This window comes from Dactylosporangium sp. McL0621, assembly GCF_049995355.1.
Classification (GTDB): Bacteria; Actinomycetota; Actinomycetes; order Mycobacteriales; family Micromonosporaceae; genus Dactylosporangium.
In genome coordinates this window covers 10,932,470-10,949,791 of the sequence record NZ_CP188259.1, presented here as the reverse complement: position 1 = coordinate 10,949,791, position 17,322 = coordinate 10,932,470, and the positions used below count along the sequence as shown (strand labels likewise).

Annotated in this window: 14 protein-coding genes; 5 read left to right on the top strand and 9 right to left on the bottom strand. The window is 73.4% G+C overall.

The genetic code is table 11. The features are described 5' to 3' along the window. Positions 1-127: 127 nt before the first annotated feature. Positions 128-1,357, top strand: a complete 1,230-nt coding sequence (locus tag ACPPVO_RS51800) for an extracellular catalytic domain type 1 short-chain-length polyhydroxyalkanoate depolymerase (RefSeq protein WP_426506654.1) — start codon at positions 128-130, stop codon at positions 1,355-1,357. On the opposite strand, the gene ACPPVO_RS51795 is transcribed toward ACPPVO_RS51800, so the two are convergent. The 3 genes from ACPPVO_RS51795 to lpdA all read right to left on the bottom strand — a co-directional run bounded on the left by ACPPVO_RS51795 (position 1,330) and on the right by lpdA (position 5,573). Beyond that, the gene (locus ACPPVO_RS51795) at positions 1,330-2,238 is read right to left on the bottom strand and encodes a TIGR01777 family oxidoreductase (protein WP_426506652.1); all 909 of its coding nucleotides are present in this window, start codon (positions 2,236-2,238) and stop codon (positions 1,330-1,332) included. The two genes, ACPPVO_RS51800 and ACPPVO_RS51795, sit on opposite strands and share 28 nt — an antisense overlap. A gap of 80 nt (positions 2,239-2,318) precedes the next feature. Further along, the gene (sucB, locus tag ACPPVO_RS51790) at positions 2,319-4,142 is read right to left on the bottom strand and encodes a 2-oxoglutarate dehydrogenase, E2 component, dihydrolipoamide succinyltransferase (protein WP_426506650.1); all 1,824 of its coding nucleotides are present in this window, start codon (positions 4,140-4,142) and stop codon (positions 2,319-2,321) included. 45 nt (positions 4,143-4,187) lie between these two features. Continuing rightward, the gene (gene lpdA, locus ACPPVO_RS51785) at positions 4,188-5,573 is read right to left on the bottom strand and encodes a dihydrolipoyl dehydrogenase (protein ID WP_426506648.1); all 1,386 of its coding nucleotides are present in this window, start codon (positions 5,571-5,573) and stop codon (positions 4,188-4,190) included. A gap of 204 nt (positions 5,574-5,777) precedes the next feature. On the opposite strand from lpdA, the gene ACPPVO_RS51780 reads away from it, so the two are divergent. Beyond that, positions 5,778-6,086 (top strand): hypothetical protein, encoded by a 309-nt coding sequence (locus ACPPVO_RS51780; protein ID WP_426506647.1) that lies wholly within the window; start codon positions 5,778-5,780, stop codon positions 6,084-6,086. 35 nt (positions 6,087-6,121) lie between these two features. Here ACPPVO_RS51780 and ACPPVO_RS51775 read toward each other — a convergent pair whose 3' ends face one another. After that, the gene (locus ACPPVO_RS51775; RefSeq protein ID WP_426506646.1) at positions 6,122-7,687 is read right to left on the bottom strand and encodes a leucyl aminopeptidase; all 1,566 of its coding nucleotides are present in this window, start codon (positions 7,685-7,687) and stop codon (positions 6,122-6,124) included. Between the two features lie 126 nt (positions 7,688-7,813). Between ACPPVO_RS51775 and gcvT the strand changes: the two genes are divergently transcribed. Beyond that, complete coding sequence (gene gcvT, locus ACPPVO_RS51770) at positions 7,814-8,908, top strand: glycine cleavage system aminomethyltransferase GcvT (RefSeq protein ID WP_426506645.1); 1,095 nt, start codon at positions 7,814-7,816, stop codon at positions 8,906-8,908. On the opposite strand, the gene ACPPVO_RS51765 is transcribed toward gcvT, so the two are convergent. Together ACPPVO_RS51765 and ACPPVO_RS51760 are read right to left on the bottom strand one after the other, a co-directional pair. After that, positions 8,901-9,620 (bottom strand): adenosylcobinamide-GDP ribazoletransferase, encoded by a 720-nt coding sequence (locus ACPPVO_RS51765; protein ID WP_426506644.1) that lies wholly within the window; start codon positions 9,618-9,620, stop codon positions 8,901-8,903. The two genes, gcvT and ACPPVO_RS51765, sit on opposite strands and share 8 nt — an antisense overlap. Beyond that, on the bottom strand, positions 9,608-11,383 hold the full coding sequence (locus ACPPVO_RS51760; RefSeq protein ID WP_426506643.1) for a bifunctional adenosylcobinamide kinase/adenosylcobinamide-phosphate guanylyltransferase: 1,776 nt from the start codon (positions 11,381-11,383) through the stop codon (positions 9,608-9,610). The genes ACPPVO_RS51765 and ACPPVO_RS51760 overlap by 13 nt, the downstream gene beginning before the upstream one ends. 95 nt (positions 11,384-11,478) lie before the next feature. On the opposite strand from ACPPVO_RS51760, the gene ACPPVO_RS51755 reads away from it, so the two are divergent. Both ACPPVO_RS51755 and ACPPVO_RS51750 read left to right on the top strand, forming a co-directional pair. Beyond that, positions 11,479-11,679, top strand: a complete 201-nt coding sequence (locus ACPPVO_RS51755) for a hypothetical protein (RefSeq protein ID WP_360378966.1) — start codon at positions 11,479-11,481, stop codon at positions 11,677-11,679. Positions 11,680-11,681: 2 nt separating this feature from the next. Next, positions 11,682-12,476 carry a site-2 protease family protein gene (locus tag ACPPVO_RS51750; protein ID WP_426506642.1) on the top strand — a complete coding sequence of 265 codons (795 nt, stop codon included), beginning with the start codon at positions 11,682-11,684 and terminating at the stop codon, positions 12,474-12,476. Positions 12,477-12,479: 3 nt separating this feature from the next. Here the strand turns inward: ACPPVO_RS51750 and ACPPVO_RS51745 are convergent, their stop codons facing one another. The 3 genes from ACPPVO_RS51745 to ACPPVO_RS51735 all read right to left on the bottom strand — a co-directional run bounded on the left by ACPPVO_RS51745 (position 12,480) and on the right by ACPPVO_RS51735 (position 17,309). After that, on the bottom strand, positions 12,480-13,478 hold the full coding sequence (locus ACPPVO_RS51745) for an aldo/keto reductase family protein (RefSeq protein ID WP_426506641.1): 999 nt from the start codon (positions 13,476-13,478) through the stop codon (positions 12,480-12,482). Between the two features lie 27 nt (positions 13,479-13,505). Beyond that, a complete protein-coding gene (locus ACPPVO_RS51740; RefSeq protein WP_426506640.1) occupies positions 13,506-16,532 on the bottom strand; it encodes a WG repeat-containing protein in 3,027 nt (1,008 codons plus the stop codon). 159 nt (positions 16,533-16,691) lie between these two features. Further along, positions 16,692-17,309, bottom strand: coding sequence for a DUF3043 domain-containing protein (locus ACPPVO_RS51735; protein WP_426506639.1), 618 nt, complete (start codon positions 17,307-17,309; stop codon positions 16,692-16,694). Positions 17,310-17,322: the final 13 nt, after the last annotated feature.

Genomic DNA, 17,322 nt, shown 5'->3' with positions numbered 1-17,322 from the left:
GGTCACGACGCCAGACTATCCGCGTCCGATGGTTATGGCCGAGGAAAGAACTGTGTGGGATCCGGACATAGTGGTGCGTCGAATTTCACACCTAGCGTGGTGCTCCCCACGAAGAAAGGGCACCGCCATGCCCAGGCCACTGCGCTGGATCCTGCCCGCGGCCGCCGCACTGATCGCCGCGGTCGCGCTCACCACCGTCTCGACGCCCGCCTACGCCGCGACCCTCACGACCGTGAGCGGCTTCGGCTCGAACCCCGGCAACCTCACGATGTACTCCTACCGCCCGGACGGCCTCCCGTCGGGCGCGCCCGTCGTCGTGGCGATGCACGGCTGCACCCAGAACGCCACCGACTACTTCACCAACTCCGGCTGGCGCAAGTACGCCGACCTGTGGAAGTTCGCCCTGGTGCTGCCCGAGCAGAAGTCCGCGAACAACAGCACGAGCTGCTTCAACTGGTTCGAGACCGGCGACACCGCCCGGGGCTCGGGCGAGCCGCTGTCGATCAAGCAGATGGTCGACTACGCCGTGGCCAACTACGGCACGAACCCGGCGCGGGTGTACGTCACCGGCCTCTCGGCGGGCGGCGCGATGACGGCCGTGATGCTTGCCACCTACCCTGACGTGTTCGCCGGCGGCGCGATCATGGCCGGCCTGCCCTTCCGGTGCGCGACGTCGACGACGGCCGCGTACAGCTGCATGAACCCCGGCGTCGACAAGACCCCGGCGGCCTGGGGCGACCTGGTGCGGGCCGCGTACCCGGGCTACTCCGGCGCGCGGCCGCGGGTGGCGATCTGGCACGGCACCTCCGACACCACGGTGGCCCCGGCCAACGCCACCGAGCTGCGCGACCAGTGGACAGACGTGCTCGGCGTCGGGCTGACGCCGACCGCGACGGCCTCGCTGCCCGGCGGCACGTCCCTGTCGAACTACGGGGACGAGGTCAAGGTGTACCTCGTGTCGGGCATGACCCACGCGACGCCGGTCGACCCCGGCTCGGCCACAGAGCAGTGCGGCACCGCGGGCACGTACTACAAGGACACCATCTGCTCGTCGTACTACCAGGCGCTGGACTGGGGCCTGTCGACCGGCGGGCCCACCACCGGCCCGACGAGCGCCTCGCCGACCTCGTCGCCGACCTCTTCGCCGACCGCGAGCCCGACCCCGACCCAGGGCTCCGGGCCGTGCGTGCGCGCCTCGAACTACGCGCACGTGGTCGCCGGGCGGGCGCACCAGTCGGGCGGGTACACGTACGCCAACGGCTCCAACCAGAACATGGGCCTCTACAACGTGTTCACCACGCACGGCCTGCGCCAGACCGGCTCCGACTTCTACGTGATCGACGACACGGCCTGCTGAAGGGCCTCCTCGACGGTGCGGTGCGCGAAGGGGAAACCCTCGCGCACCAGTACCGCCGGCAGCACCCGCTGGCTCGCCAGGGCCTCGCCGCCGAACTCGCCGACGGCCGCCCGCAGCGCGAAGCCCGGCACCGGGAACAGGTTGGGCCGGTGCAGGACCCGCGCGAGGGTGGCGCTGAACTCGGCGTTGGTGACCGGCTCGGGCCCGGTGAGGTTGACCGGCCCGGCGATTGCGTTGCCCTGGGATCCGCGCTCGAGCGTGAACTCGACCGCGCCGAGCCAGTCGGGGACGGAGATCCAGGGCAGGTACTGCTTCCCGCTGCCCATCCGCCCGCCCGCGAACAGCTTGAACTGCAGGTAGACCGGCTTGAGCAGGCCGCCCGCCGGGTCCAGCGGGAACCCGGTGCGCAGCAGCGCCACCCGCGTCCCGGCGTCCTCGGCCGGCCGGGTCGCGGCCTCCCAGACCTTGCACAGGTCGGCCAGGAACCCCTCACCCGCGGGGGAGGTCTCGTCGACGGCCCGGTCGCCGGTGTCGCCGTAGAAGCCGACGGCGGAGGAGTTGAGCAGCACCTGCGGCTTGCGCGGGGCCGCGGCGATCGCCCGGGCGAGCGTCCGCGTGGTGTCGACCCGGCTGTCGACCAGCACCTTCTTGTACTGCGAGGTCCAGCGCTTGTCCCCGACACCCGCCCCGGCCAGGTTGATCACCGCGTCGGCGGCGGCCACGACGGTGGCGTCCAGCACGCCGGCGGTCGGGTCCCACCGCACCTCGCCCGGCCGGGGCCGGCGCCGCACGAGCGGCGTGACCTGGTGCCCGGCGGCGCGCAGGTGAGGGATGAGCCGCTGCCCGAGAAAGCCGGACGCCCCCGCGATCAGGATCTGCATGAGGTCATCTTGCCCGGATCCGTCCCCGGGGAACATACAAGGGGCGCCCCGGCCACCGGGACGCCCCTGACGGGCTGGGCCTAGAGGCCCAGGTCGGCCTCGAAGTTGCCGGCCTCCAGGCGCTCCTTGATCGTGCCCAGGAAGCGCGCGGCGTCGGCGCCGTCGACGATGCGGTGGTCGTACGACAGGGCCAGGTAGACCATCGAGCGCGGCGCGATGACCTCGCCGAGCTCCGGGTCGCTGAGCACGACGGCGCGCTTGACGACCGCGCCCGTGCCCAGGATCGCCACCTGCGGCTGGTTGATGATCGGCGTGTCGAACAGCGCGCCCCGGCTGCCGGTGTTGGTCAGCGTGAACGTGCCGCCCGCGATGTCGTCCGGGCTGAGCTTGTTGCCGCGGGTCCGCTCGGCCACGTCGGCGATGCGCTTGGCCAGCCCGGCGAGGTTGAGGTCGCCCGCGTTCTTGATGACCGGGACGATCAGGCCCTTGTCGCTGTCGACGGCCATGCCGAGGTGCTCGGCGTCGTGGTAGGTGACCGTGCCCGCCTCGAGGTCGATCGAGGAGTTCACCGACGGGTGCACCCGCAGCGCCTCGACCGCGGCGAGGGAGAAGAACGGCAGGAACGACAGCTTCACGCCGTGCGTGGCCAGGAACTGCGCCTTGGCCTTCTCCCGCAGCTTGGCCACCTTCGTGACGTCGACCTCGACGACGGTGGTGAGCTGGGCCGAGACCTGCAGCGACTCGACCATCCGCCGGGCGATGAGCGCGCGCATCCGGCTGAGCTTCTGCGTCTGGCCGCGCAGCGGGCTCGGGGCCGCCTTCGGGGCCGCGGCGGTCGAGCCGCCGGCCGGGGCGGCCGCGGGCGCCGGCTTCTGCTCGGCGGCCTGCTTCGCCTTGGCCGCCGCGTCGAGCACGTCCTGCTTGCGGATGCGCCCGCCGACGCCGGTGCCGGCGAGCCCGGAGAGGTTCACCCCGTGCTCGGCGGCGAGCTTGCGGACCAGCGGCGTGACGTAGCCGGCCTCGTCCCCCGCCACCTTGCCGTTGCCGCTCGCCGGCGCGGAGCCGGGCGCGGTGACGTTGGTGGCCGGTCCGGCCTGCACCGGCGCGCTCGCGGCCGGCTGCGGCTCGGCCGCCTTCGGCGCGGGGGCGGCGGCCTTCGGCTCGGGCTTGGGCTCCGCCTTCGGCTCGGGCTTGGGCTCGGCCTTCGGCTCCGGCCTGGCCTCGGCCTTGGGCTCCGGCTTGGGCTCGGCCTTGGCGGGCGCGGCCCCGGCGCTGCCGATCACGGCCAGCTCCGCGCCGACCTCGACGGTCTCGTCCTCGGGCACCTTGATCTCCAGCAGCGTGCCGGAGACGGGCGACGGGATCTCGGTGTCGACCTTGTCGGTGGAGACCTCGAGCAGCGGCTCGTCGGCCTCGACGCTGTCGCCGACCTGCTTGAGCCAGCGGGTGACGGTGCCCTCGGTGACGCTCTCGCCGAGCGCGGGCATCTTCACCGCGGTGCCCTCGCCGCCGCCGGACGCCGCCGGCGCCTCGTCCTCGGCCGGGGGCTCCTCCGACGCCTCGGCGGGCTGCTCCTCGGGCTCGACGCCCTCCGGCTCCGCCTCGGCCGCCGGCTCCTCCTCGGCCTCGGCGGCGGGCGCGGAACCACTGTCCGCGTCGCCGTCCGAGCCATCGCCGATGACGGCGAGCTCGGCGCCGACCTCAGCGGTCTCGTCCTCCTGCACGACGATCCGGGTCAGCACCCCGGCGGCCGGGGACGGGATCTCGGTGTCGACCTTGTCCGTGGAGACCTCGAGCAGCGGCTCGTCGGCCTCGACGTGGTCGCCTTCCTGCTTCAACCAGCGGGTGACGGTGCCCTCGGTGACGCTCTCGCCCAGCCGGGGCATGGTGACCGATACCGGCATCTGAAACGACTCCTACTTTGCTTGGTGGCGGTCGGTTGCCAGTGATCAGTGAACGTGCAGCGGCTTGCCGGCCAGCGCCAGGTGCGCCTCGCCGAGAGCCTCGTTCTGGGTGGGGTGCATGTGGACGAGCGGGGCGACGTCGCCGGGGAACGCCTCCCAGTTGTAGATGAGCTGGGCCTCCCCGATGAGCTCGCTCACCCGGGCGCCCACCATGTGGACGCCGACGACGGGGCCGTCCTTGACCCGGATCAGCTTCACGAAGCCGGCGGTCTTGAGGATCTGGCTCTTGCCGTTGCCCGTCAGGTCGTACTGGATCGTCTCGATCTTGTCGTCGCCGTGCAGCTCGCGGGCCTTGCCCTCGTTCAGCCCGACGGAGGCGACCTCGGGCTCGGAGTACGTCACCCGGGGGACGCCGGCCTCGTCGAAGACCTGCGGGTGCAGCCCCGCGATCTCCTCGGCCACGAAGATGCCCTGCTGGAAGCCCCGGTGGGCCAGCTGCACGCCCGGCACGATGTCGCCGACCGCGAAGACGCCCGGCACGGAGGTGCGCAGCCGCTCGTCGGTGATGACGAACCCGCGCTCCATCTTCACGCCGTGCTCCTCGTAGCCGAGGTTGGCGGTCGTCGGGCCACGGCCGACGGCGACCAGCAGCAGCTCGGCCTCGATCGTCTCGCCGCCCTGGATCGACACCTTCACGCCGCCGTCGGTGCGCTCGACGCCCTCGAAGGGCTTGCCCACCTTGAACTTGATGCCCCGCTTGCGGAAGGCCCGCTCCAGCGCCTTCGAGCTCGCCTCGTCCTCGACCGCGAGCAGCCGGGGCAGCGCTTCGACGATCGTCACGTCGACGCCGAAGGACTTCCACGCGCTGGCGAACTCGCAGCCGATGACGCCGCCGCCGAGGATGATCGCGGAGGCCGGCACGTGGTCCAGGCCCAGCGCGTGCTCGCTGGTGATGACCCGCTCGCCGTCCACGACCAGGCCGGGCAGGGTCTTGGAGTAGGAGCCGGTGGCCAGCACGATGTTCTTCGCGGTGTACCGCGTCCCGGCGACCTCGACGGCGTCCGGCGCGACCAGGCGCCCCTCGCCCTCGATCAGGGTCACCTGCCGGGCCTTGGCCAGGCCCTGCAGGCCCTTGTACAGCTTGGTGACCACGCCGTCCTTGTAGGCGTTCACGGCCTTCATGTCGACGCCGTTGAACACGGCCTGGATGCCGAACTGGTCCGCCTCGCGGGCGGCGTCGGCCACCTCGCCCGCGTGCAGCAGCGCCTTCGTCGGGATGCAGCCGCGGTGCAGGCACGTGCCGCCGAGCTTGTCCTTCTCGACCAGCGCGACGGACAGGCCGAGCTGGGTCGCGCGGAAGGCGGTCGCGTAACCGCCGCTGCCGCCGCCCAGGACGAGAACGTCGAAGGAGTTGGCGTGTGGGTCGCTCACGAATTCTCCCAGGTGATGCACGGGCCTGCCGGCTCGTGACGGTGCGAATGCGGGGTTCGCCCTTCGCTATGACCATCCTCGGCCATCTTGTCACTTGCGCTGCCCGCCTGCGACGGTAGGGCGCCTTCGCGGGGTCCCGGGGACCGGTGGTGACGTCGTACCCTGTGCACGACCTGTGCAGGGACTCGACGATGAGGAGCGATCGTGGCTTGGTTCCGCCGACGCAAGCCGGCGGCGGGTGGCCGTGCCGCCAGCCGTGAGGACCTGGCTTACCTGGAGGAGTTCGTGCGCACCCGGCGCGGCGTGGAGGGCTTCATCGAGCCCCGCACGACCGTGACCGAGACGACACTGCTGCTCATCGCCCACGACGGCGAGTGGACGCGGCGGCGGATGGACAGCCCGCAGGCGGCGCGCCAGTTCGCGCACCGCCTGAGCATGCCCGTGTACGACATCGCGCTGGTGGGCTACCCCCAGCGCTGGCGCGACTACAACGCGCGCAACAAGAAGAGCTGAGTTTGCCCGCTCCGCTCACCTGGGGGGAGCCGCGCCTACTCGGCGGCGATCTCTTCCACCAGCTCGACCAGCGTGCGTACCGGTACCCCCGTGCCGCCCTTGGTCCAGTAACCGAAGGGCTCGCCGGTGTGGTAGCTGGGGCCCGCGATGTCGATGTGGGCCCACTGCACGCCCTCGGCCACGAACTCCGACAGGAAGACGCCGCCCTGCAGCATGTGGCCGGCGCGGTCCATGCCCGCGTTCACCTGTGAGATGTCCGCCACGTCGGAGTCCATGCCCTTGCGCACGTCCTCGGGCAGCGGCATCGGCCACGCCGGCTCGCCCGCCCGGTCGCCGGCGTCGCGGACCCGGTCGCACAGCTCCGGCGTGCCCATGACGCCCGCGATGCGCTTGCCCAGCGCGATCACCTGCCCGCCGGTGAGGGTCGAGACCTCGAGCAGGTAGTCCGGGTCGTCCTCACAGGCCCGGGCGATCGCGTCGCCGAGGATCATCCGGCCCTCGGCGTCGGTGTTGAGCACCTCGACCTGCGCGCCGTTGTACATCTTCACGACGTCACCGGGCCGGTACGCGCTGCCGGAGACCATGTTCTCGGCCATCGGCGCGTACGCCACGACCGCCACCTTGGGCTTGAGCTGGGCGATCACGAGCATCGCGGCGACGACCGCGGCGGCGCCGGACATGTCGGACTTCATCTCCCACATGCCGGCGGTCGGCTTGATCGAAACGCCGCCGGTGTCGAAGGTGATGCCCTTGCCCACGAGCGCGACGCGCCGGGTGGCCCCGGCCGGCTCGTAGGCCAGCCGCACCAGGCGCGGGGCGGCCGCCGAGCCCAGGCCGACGGCCAGGATGCCGCCGTACCCCTGGCGGGCCAGCGCCTTCTCGTCCAGTACCGACACATCGAGGGAGACCTCACGCGCTGCCGCCGCGACCTGCTCGGCGAACGCGGGCGGCCGCAGCTCGTTCGGCGCCGTGTTGATCCAGTCCCGGGTGCGGGCCACGGCGGCGCCGAGCACCCCGGAGCGCTTGAGCGCGGCCTTCGCCGCCCGGTTGCCCGCGTCCGGCACGTGCACGAGCACCTTGCGCAGCGGGTCCCGGCGGCCGGCGACGGGCTTGGACTTGTAGCCGGCGAACCGGTACGCGCCCAGCAGCGCCCCCTCGGTCACCGCCCGCAGGCCGGGGCCCAGCGCCGCGGCACCCGTCTCGCCGTCGCCGGCCAGCGGCAGTACCAGGGCGGCCGAGGCCGACCCGGCCAGGGCCCGGGCCGCGGACCCGGCCGCGCGGCGCAGCGACTCGGCGACCGGCGCCCGGCCCGCGTCGCCGCCGGTGGGCGTGCCCAGGCCGACCGCCACCACGAGCGGGGCGGTCACCGCGCCGAACGCGGCGAGCTTGGTCACCTCCCCGAGTGCGCCGGTCGCCCCGAGCACCCGCAGGGTCTCGGCGAGCCCGCCGCCCGGACGGTCGCTGAACGCCGCCGCCACGCTCTCGGCGCCGGGCGCGAGCAGCAGCTTCGCGTCACCGCCGGCGTCCGCGTACACGCCGATCACGACGGCGTCGACGGCCAGGGTGGCGGGGTCGGTGTCGACCAGGGTCAGGGAGGTCACTGGTGCTCCACATCACTGATGGTTCGCTGTGCTCGGGGCCGGATGGTTCACTGCGGGGTCGCCGCAACTTCAGCATGCCGCCGAATCGGGTGCAGGACACGATAACCAACGCGATAGGTTGCGGGCATGACCCAACCCTTGCGGCACCCCGCGCTGTATCACCGTCATGCGGCGCTCGGGGCCAAGTTCGCGGCGTTCGGCGGCTGGGAGATGCCCCTCGAGTACGCCGGCGGCGGCGTGCTCAAGGAGCATGCGGCCGTCCGCGGGGATGTGGGCGTGTTCGACGTGTCCCACCTGGGCAAGGCCCGGGTGCGGGGGCGCGGCGCGGCCGCGTTCGTCAACGCCTGCCTCAGCAACGACCTCGACCGCATCAGCGCGGGCCAGGCGCAGTACACCCTCTGCCTGGACGAGACCGGGGGCGTGGTGGACGACCTCATCGCGTACCGGTTCGGCGACGACGACGTCTTCCTGATCCCGAACGCGGCGAACACGGCCGAGGTGGTCCGCCGCCTCACCGCCGCCGCGCCCAACGGCATCAGCATCGTGGCCCAGCACGAGCTCTTCGCCGTGCTGGCCGTGCAGGGCCCGCGCTCGGCGGAGCTGCTCGCCGGCCTGGGCCTGCCCACGGACCACGAGTACATGAGCTTCACGGTCGCCGGTTACCAGGGCACCGACGTCGTCGTCTGCCGCACCGGCTACACCGGCGAGCACGGCTACGAGCTCGTCGTGCCGTCCCACGACGCGCACACCCTCTGGGACGCGATCGTCGAGGCCGGCGCCCGGCCCTGCGGCCTCGCCGCGCGCGACACGCTGCGGACCGAGATGGGGTACCCGCTGCACGGCCAGGACCTGTCCCTGGACATCACCCCGGTGCAGGCGCGCTCGGGCTGGGCCGTCGGCTGGGGCAAGCCGGAGTTCTGGGGCCGCGAGGCGCTGCTGGCCGAGAAGGCCGCGGGCCCGCGCCGGGTGCTCTGGGGCCTGGAGGCGCTCGACCGCGGCATCCCGCGCGCGCACATGGCGGTGCTGTCCGCCGACGGCGCGCCGATCGGCGAGGTGACAAGCGGTACCTTCTCGCCCACCCGCAAGGTCGGCATCGCCCTGGCCCTCATCGACACCGTGGCCGGCGTGAGCGAGGGCGACGAGGTGGCCCTCGACGTGCGCGGCCGCCGCTCGGCGGTGCGCGTGGTCAAGCCGCCGTTCGTGAAGTCCTCGGTCAGGTAGCCAGGACGGTCAGCGCGGCGGCGGTGGCGAGCTCGATGCTCGCGCCGATGACGTCACCCGTCACACCGCCCAGCCGCCGCCGCGCATGCACCGTCAGGGCGCCCGCGACAAGCACCGCGACCAGCACGGCGAGCGGGCCGCGCAGCGGGTCGACCAGGACCCCCAGCGCGCCCGTGACGAGCGTCACCAGTCCCAGCAGCCACCGGGGTACCGTCTCGGCCACCAGCGCGCCGAGCCCCTCCGGCCGGGCCGCGGGCAGCCCCCGGCGGCAGGCCACCGTCGCCCCCAGCCGCCCGGCGGCGAACGCGAGCACGATCGGGGCCAGGGTCAGCGCGCTCGCCGCGGCCGCGTCCACGAGCAGCACCGCGGCGATGGCGGCCACGCCGAACGGCCCGATGTCGGACTTCTTCATGATCTCGAGGGCCTTGTCGGGCCCGGCGTACGAGCCGAGCCCGTCGGCGGTGTCCGCCAGGCCGTCGATGTGCAGCCCGCGGGTGAGCAGCAGCGCGAACGCGACAAGCACCGCCCCGCCGAGCAGCGGCGCCGCGCCCAGCCGCACCAGCCCGCCGGCCAGCAGCGCCAGGACCAGCCCCAGCAGGGCCCCGGCGGCCGGCGCGAGGAGCATCGCCACCCGGACCGCCGGCCGGTCCACCCGGTCCGCGCGCACCGGCGCGACCGTGAACAGGCTCAGCGCGAGCCTCAGTCCTCCCACGACGGCTTCACGTACGGCATCTCGGCCGTCGGCGAGTCCGCCACCACCCGCTGGATCTCCGCCTCGATGCGCTCCTGCTCGCTGAGCCCGTCGTCCGCGGCCGCGTCGGCGGGCGCCTCCGGGCCGCGGACCGGGGTCGCGGCGGCGATCGTGAGGGCCGTGTTGACCATCGGCAGCGCCGCGAGCGCGGTCGCTCCCTCGCCGAGCGCGAGGCGCAGCGACAGCAGCGGCGCGGCGCCGAGCACGTCGGCGGCCAGCTTCACCGTCGGGTTGTCGCCGTGGTCGGGCATGAGCAGCCAGTGCCGGGTCTGCGCGCCGTAGTCGCGGGCTACGAGCGCCGCCGCGATCGCGACCGGCCCGTCGACCATGAGGGGCAGCCGGCGGGAGGCGGCGCCGAGCACGACGCCGGTGGCGACCGCGATGTCGCCGCCGCCCAGCATCGAGAGCATCATGTGCGGCTCGCGGCTGCGCGAGCGGATGCGGTGGCGGGCGTCGCGGATGGCGCCGATCTTGCGGATCCAGGCGGCGTCGTCGACGAAGCCGGAGGCGTCCACGACCCGGCCCAGCAGGGCGGCCGGCTCGGCCCCGGTGAGCACGGCGACGATCGCGGCCGCGGCCGCGTCCGACCCGGCCCCGCAGGCGCCCAGCACGAGCAGGTCGACGCCCTCGTTGGCGGCCGCGTCGGCGAGCCGCCAGCCCAGGGTCAGCGCCGCGTCCACGCCCGTGTCGTCCAGGGCGTCGTGCAGCTCGGCCGGGCCCGCGGACGGGCAGTCGATGGCCTGGACGCTCGCGCCGGCGCTGGCGGCGAGCATGGCCAGGGTGCCGGTGCCCTCCACGACCTCGTCCAGGCGGCGGTCGGCGGCCTCGGCGGAGTCCCCGGCCGCGAACCCGCCGGTGCGGTCGCCGCGCAGCACGAGCACCCGCGGCTGCTGGAACGGGCGCGGGTCGGGCCGGCCCTGCACCCCGCCGGCGAAGCGCACGACGGGCACCAGGCCGCCCAGGCCGGCGCCGTTGAGCCGCAGCGTGAGCAGCCGCTCGGCCGCCTCGTGGGCGGCGGACTCGTCGGGCAGGGGCAGCTCCATGCCGGGGGAGAACGACAGCGTGTCGCCGCCGTCGGCGGTGGACAGCACCGCACCGGCCCCGGCGGCGTCGAAGACGAACGGCTCGGGCTCCGGCGTCCGCGCGGCGGCGGGCTCGGCGGCCGCCGCGGCCTCGCGCGCGCCCGCCTGCTGCACCAGGTCGCCGCCGCGCAGCCAGGACACCTCACCGGCCACCACGAGGGCCACGCCGTCGCAGGCGGCGGCCACGCGCTGGTTGAGCAGGCCGTTGGCGTCGGCGAAGGCCCGCCCGGCCTCGGTCGCCGGCAGCACCCCCAGCCCCACCTCGGGCCCCACCAGCACCAGCAGCCCCGCGCCACAGGAGCGCACGGCGTCGGCCAGCGCGGCGATCGGCGCGTCGGACAGGTCGCCGCCGCCGTCGTACACGGCCGTCAGCCAGTTGCCGAGGTCGTCGACGAGGATCGTGTCCTCGGCCTTCGCGCCGGTCAGCAGCTCGGCGAGGCGATCCGGGGAGTCGCCGACCTCCTCGGTCGCCCAGGACCCCGGCCGGCGCTGCCGGTGCGCGGCGATGCGCGCCGCCCACCCGGCGTCCGACGTGCTCTCGCGCGCGGTGGCGACGTATCGCACCGCCCCGGCCCCGGCGACGAGCGCCTCCGCCACTTCCGACTTCCCGGACCGGATTCCTCCGAGCACCAGCAACCGCATGCCCCGTACTTTAGAGGGACACCGGTGGCCGGACTCGGCTCAGGGCCACGCGGCCGATACGCTCGAAGTCTTCTACCTGGGACAGGAGAGTGACCATGGCGTGGACGTGGCAGTTCGAAGACGCTGAGAGCAGGCCCGTCGATGGCCCGACCGAGGCGTTTTCCAGCCAGTCCGACGCGGAGTCGTGGCTCGGGCAGACCTGGCGCGACCTGGTGGCCAAGGGCGCGGCCTCGGCGATCCTCACCGAGGACGACCGCACGGAGTACAAGATGAGCCTGCTGCCGGCCGGGGGCTGACCGTGTCGTACGGGCGATACGGCAGCCGGGTCGGCCGGCTGCCCCGGGAGGCGTTCCGGCCGAGCGCCATCTTCCTCGGGCTCATCGCGCTGCTGGCGGTCAGCGGCTGGATGGCCTGGGCCGACTTCGGAGACGCGCAGTTCAACGTCTTCCTCTTCGTCGCGGCGGGCTGGACGATCTCGCTGTGCCTGCACGAGTACTCGCACGCCCTGGTCGCGTTCAAGGGCGGCGACGACGACATCGCACACCGCGGGTACCTGACGCTCAACCCCTTGAAGTACTCCCACCCGCTGCTGTCGATCGTGCTGCCGCTCGTGTTCGTGATCCTGGGCGGCATCGGCCTGCCCGGCGGCGCGGTGTGGGTCAACCACGGCGCGATCCGCAGCCGGTTCGTCGACAGCCTGATCAGCTTCGCCGGCCCGGCGATGAACCTGGTGCTGGCGATCCTGCTGGTGCTGCCGTTCACGTTCGGCCTGGACACCGGCGAGCACCCGGTGTTCTTCGCGGGGCTGGCGTTCCTGGCCTTCCTGCAGCTGACGGCGAGCGTGCTCAACTTCGTGCCGATGCCCGGCGTCGACGGCGGCAACCTGATCTACCCGTGGCTGTCCCCGCAGTGGCAGCGCGGCTTCAACCACATGGCGCCCTGGGGGATGCTCATCCTCATCGCGCTGCTCTGGTCACCGAAGATCAACGGCTACTTCTTCGATGTCGTGTACTGGCTGGGGGACCTGATAGGACTCCCGTCCTACCAGGCCTCCCTGGGCCTGCACCTGTTCCGGTTCTGGGACCGCTACTGAAAACTACGGCCGCTCGGCGGGGCTCTGGGTCAGCTCGGGGTCCCGCTGCGCGATCGGGTCCAGGATTTCGTCGATGCGCTTGAGCAGCTCCGCGTCGAGCTTCACCCCGGACGCCTTGACGTTGTCCTCGAGCTGCTCCGGCCGCGTCGCGCCGACGATCGCCGACGACACGTTGGGGTTCTGCAGCACCCAGGCCACCCCGAGCTGGGCCATCGACAGTCCGGCCTGCTCGGCCAGCGGGCGCAGCTGCTGTACCGCCGCCAGCACGTCATCCTGCAGCAGCCGTGAGATGAACGCCGCACCCGACTTCTCGTCGGTGGCCCGCGAGCCCGCCGGCGGCGGCTGACCCGGCTTGTACTTGCCGGTGAGCACGCCCTGGGCCAGCGGCGAGAAGACGACCTGGCCGAGCCCGAGCTCCTCGCAGGCCGGGACGACCTCGGCCTCGATGACGCGGTACAGGGCGGAGTACTGCGGCTGGTTCGACACCAGCTGGATCCGCAGCTCCTTGGCCAGCGCGGCCGCGGCCCGGATCTGCTCGGCCCGCCACTCCGACACGCCGATGTAGAGCGCCTTGCCGGAGCGCACCACGTCGGCGAAGGCCTCCATGGTCTCCTCGAGCGGCGTGTGGTAGTCGAACCGGTGGGCCTGGTACAGGTCCACGTGGTCGGTCAGCAGGCGCCGCAGCGAGCCGTCGATCGACTTCATGATGTGCTTGCGCGACAGGCCGCTGTCGTTGCGCCCGGGCCCGCTGCGCCAGTAGACCTTGGTGAAGATCTCCAGACCGTCGCGGTGCTGGCCCTTCAGCGCGTCGCCCAGCACCGTCTCGGCGCGGGTGCCGGCGTAGACATCGGCGGTGTCGAAGGTCGTGATGCCGAGGTCGAGGGCGGCGTGCACACATGCGGTGGCCTGCTCGGCCTCGACCTGCGAGCCGTGGGTGATCCAGTTGCCGTACGAGATCTCGCTGACGAGCAGCCCGGAACGGCCGAGGTGTCGGAACTCCATGCTCCGACCCTATCGCCCGGCTGCGTGCTACATGACCGGCCGGGTGTCGGCGAGCAGGCGGTCGATCTCGTCGGTGACCCCGGTCCGGCTGGCGAACGTGGCCTGGATGATGGTCCGCCCGCGCCGGTCCAGCGCGCCCCACCGCTGGGCGTCGTCGACGATCAGGAACGCCACCGGGTGGATCATGATGGTGTGGTGCACCGGCGGCACCAGTACCCGCCCGGAGCGGTCGACCACGCCCTTGCGCCCGTCCAGGGACACGACGGCGAGGCCCTCGTCGCTGAACCCGTCGATGTAGCGCCCGTCCAGCAGCGCGGTGGCGAAGCCGTCGTACTGGAACTGCACGACGATCCGCCCGGCCGGGTCGACGGCGCCCCAGTAGGCCCCGCGGCGCACCGCGGCGACGCCGCGGCGGAACGGCCGCACGTCGTCGAAGCCGGTGGAGATGAGCACCGTGTTGTTCTTGTCGATCGCGATCCAGCCGTTGGTACCGTCGCGCGAGACCCAGGCCACGCCGTCGGAGAAGCTCCCGACGCCGCTGTACCCCGCCGACGGCTCGATGAGCACCCGGCCCGAGTCGTCGATCAGCTCCCAGGTCTGGGCGCCCTGCCGCTGGACCCACGCCACGCCGTCGCGGAACGGCTGCACGTCGAGGTACCCGGGCCCGATCACGAAGTTGCCGTCGGGCTCGATGTAGCCCCAGCGCTGGGTCTGCTCGTCGAACGCGGGGGAGGGGGCCCGGCGGATCTGCAGGATCTCCTCGCGGCTGCGCGGGTACGGCCCCCAGCCCTTCTCGGCGACCCGCCGGAACACCGCGTCGAGCGCGAGCTCGGTCTGCGCGATGAGCTCCGGGTCCTCCTCCTTGCGCAGGTCCAGGGCGCGCTCGAAGTGGTTGCAGGCCTCCATGTACCGGCCCTGGTCGTACGCGCACCGCCCCGAGTGCTGGTGCATCGTGGCCCGCAGCCGGTCGGGCAGCTCGGAGGAGTTGGCCAGCGTGAACAGCCGGTCGGCCTCCTCGAACTCCTCCCGCCACTGCAGCACGTGGGCCAGGCGGGCCTGGGCGATCGCGATGCGCCGCAGCTCCCCGGTGGCCTCGGCGTGGGCCAGCGCGAGCTTGCCGTCGGCGAACGCCTTCGGCAGGTCGCCCAGGATGCGCGAGACGACCGCGCGCAGGCTCAGCAGCCGCGCCCGGGTCGGGTTGTCCTCGACCTTGTTGAGCTTCGCGGTGAGCTGCTCGCGGATGTCGGTGAGCTGCGTCACCTCGTCGCCCTCGATCTGCTCCCGCAGCGTGTCGGGGTCGAACCGCCACACGAACCCGGCCAGCACCTGCTCCGGGTCGGGCCCGCGCTCCTCGGCCGGCTCGGCCCGCGGCCCGGGCGGCGACGTCGGCGCGATGGCGGCGAGCTCGGGCGGGAAGCCCTCGGCCCCGGGGCGCACGATCGGCAGGTACCCGGTCGCCTGCAGCCCGTCGACCCCGGCCCCGGTGACCCGGCCCGACTGGTACGTGCCCATGGCCGTGCCGGAGGCGACCGCGGGCGACGGCGCCTCGACGAACTCGACCCGGATGCCGGACCCCTCCGCCTCGCCGGCGCCGCTGACGGGCGCCTCGGGGAGCAGGTCCTCGGCCGGCGGCGCCCCGAAGAACGAGTTCTCCTGGTGCAGCGGCCCGGAGCTGACCGGGGCGGCGCTGATCGGGGCGTTGCTGAGGGGCCCGCTGCTGACGGGCGCGTTGCCGAGCGGCGGGTTGCTCAGTGACGGGCTGCTGAGCGGCGTGTTGCCGAGGGGTCCGCTCAGTGGGTCGCCGCTCAGCGGGCCGCTGCTCACGGGGGCGTTGCTGAGCGGCCCGCTGCTGACGGGGGCATTGCTCAACGGTGCGTTGCCGCGAGGTGCATTGCCGAGCGGTGGGTTGCCGAGCGGTGGGTTGCCGATCGGTGGGTTGCCGAGCGGCCCGCCGCTGTGGCGTCCGCCGCTCAGCGGGCCGCTGCTGACCGGCGCGTTGCTCAGGGGTCCGCTGCTCACGGGGGCGTTGCTCAGCGGCCCGCTGCTCACCGGGGCGTTGCTGAGGGGTCCGCTGCTGACGGGGGCGTTGCTCAGGGGTCCGCTGCTCACGGGGGCGTTGCTCAGCGGCCCGCTGCTCACCGGCGCGCCGCTGATCGGTGCGTTGCGGGGCGAGCCGTACACGCCGCCACCGCCGCCCACACTGGCCCGCCCCGACGACCGCCCGGCCGCCGGCGCGCCGCCCTGGGGGTTGCGCGGGTGCCCGGGCGCGTCGCGGCGCACGCGGGGGACCTCGTCGGTCGGCTCGTCGAGGGCCCGGCTGCGGGGCCGCCCGTACGCGGTGCCCGGCCGCCCCTGCTCCCGAGGATCGCGACCGCGGGAGTCGCGGGGGTCGCGCGGGTCCCGGGAGTCGCGCGGGTCGCGGTAACCGCCCTGGTCCGGGTGGCCGCGCCGGTCGTCGTAGCCGCGCGGGTCCTCACGGGGGCGCCGGTCGTAGTCCCGCGCGTCCCGGTCGTGGTCGCGGGGATCCCGGTCGTGGTCGCGCGGGTCCCGGTCGAAGTCGCGGGGATCGCGGTCGTACTCGCGCGGGTCCCGGTCGTACTCACGGGGGTCGCGCTCGTAGCCGCGGGGGTCGCGGCGGTCGTCGAACTCGCGGGGATCGCGGCGGTCGTCGTGGCCCCGGCGGGGTTCGTCGCGGCGGTGGTACTCGTCGCGCTCGCGGCGGTCGTCGTACCCGCGGCCCCCATACGCACGGTCACGGTCGTCGCGGCCCTGGCGGTCGTCGTGGCCGCGCTCGTCGCGGGCCCGGCGGTCGTCGTAGCCGCGCTCGTCACGGCGGCGCTCGCCCCGGGCGCGGTCGTCGTGGGCGCGCGGGTCGTCGTAGCCGTGCTGCTCGTATTCGCCCTGGTCCGGGCCGGGTTCACGCGGGCCGCGGCGGCGTGGTTCGGGCTCGTCGCGGCGCTGGTCGGGCACGCGCTGGCCCCACGGCATGGTCGGCACGGCCGCCCAGGTGGGCGCGGCGGTTCCCGGCTCTTCCCCCGGGTACTCGTCGCTCACAGCTTCGCTCTCCTCGCCACACTCCGGCACAACGCGTGCACCGGCGCCCGCCACGTGCTACCCGGTGAAAACTGTGGTCCGGTCGCGAAGGGAGGGTACGGCCTAGCACCCTCCCGACGCCACCGTCGCCGCCGAAACGTGTCCGCGAGCTGCGGTGGGTCAGATGGCCTGCCCGATCTTGACCTGCGGCTTCGGGTTGCGGATGAAGCGGAAGGAGATCGAGCGCATGATCGCGTAGAGGTACAGCGAGCCCATGCGGTCCTTCGCGTCCGGGAAGCGCTGCCGGACGAGCTTCTTCACCGTCCGCGAGATCATGAACCCGTCGACCGCGGTGGCCAGGAACATGACGAAGAACAGCGCGTTGGCCGCGTAGTAGATGCTCGAGTTCAGGTTGCGGTTGAAGCCCACGAGCATGACCAGGAACGTGGTGCCGAAGAAGAAGGTGCCGATCGTGCGCCGCGAGTCGACGATGTCGCGCACCAGCTTGCGCACGGGGCCCTTGTCGCGGGCGAGCAGGAAGCGCTCGTCGCCGGCGGCCATGCCCTCGCGGGCCTCGACACGCTCCTGCCGCTGCTTCTCGCGGAGCCGCTTGGCGGCTTCCTTGCGATCGGCGGCGGGCGGCTCGGGCATCCGGCGTCCGGCGATGACGCGTTTGGGCGTCTTCAGGCCCTGGTCGCGCTTGCTCGGGGTGTGACCCCGGGGGCCCACCTCCGGCTCGGACTCCGACACGACGACGGAGGCGGGCTCTTCTGGCTTACGACGAAACAGCGACGGCACGACACGAAGGGTA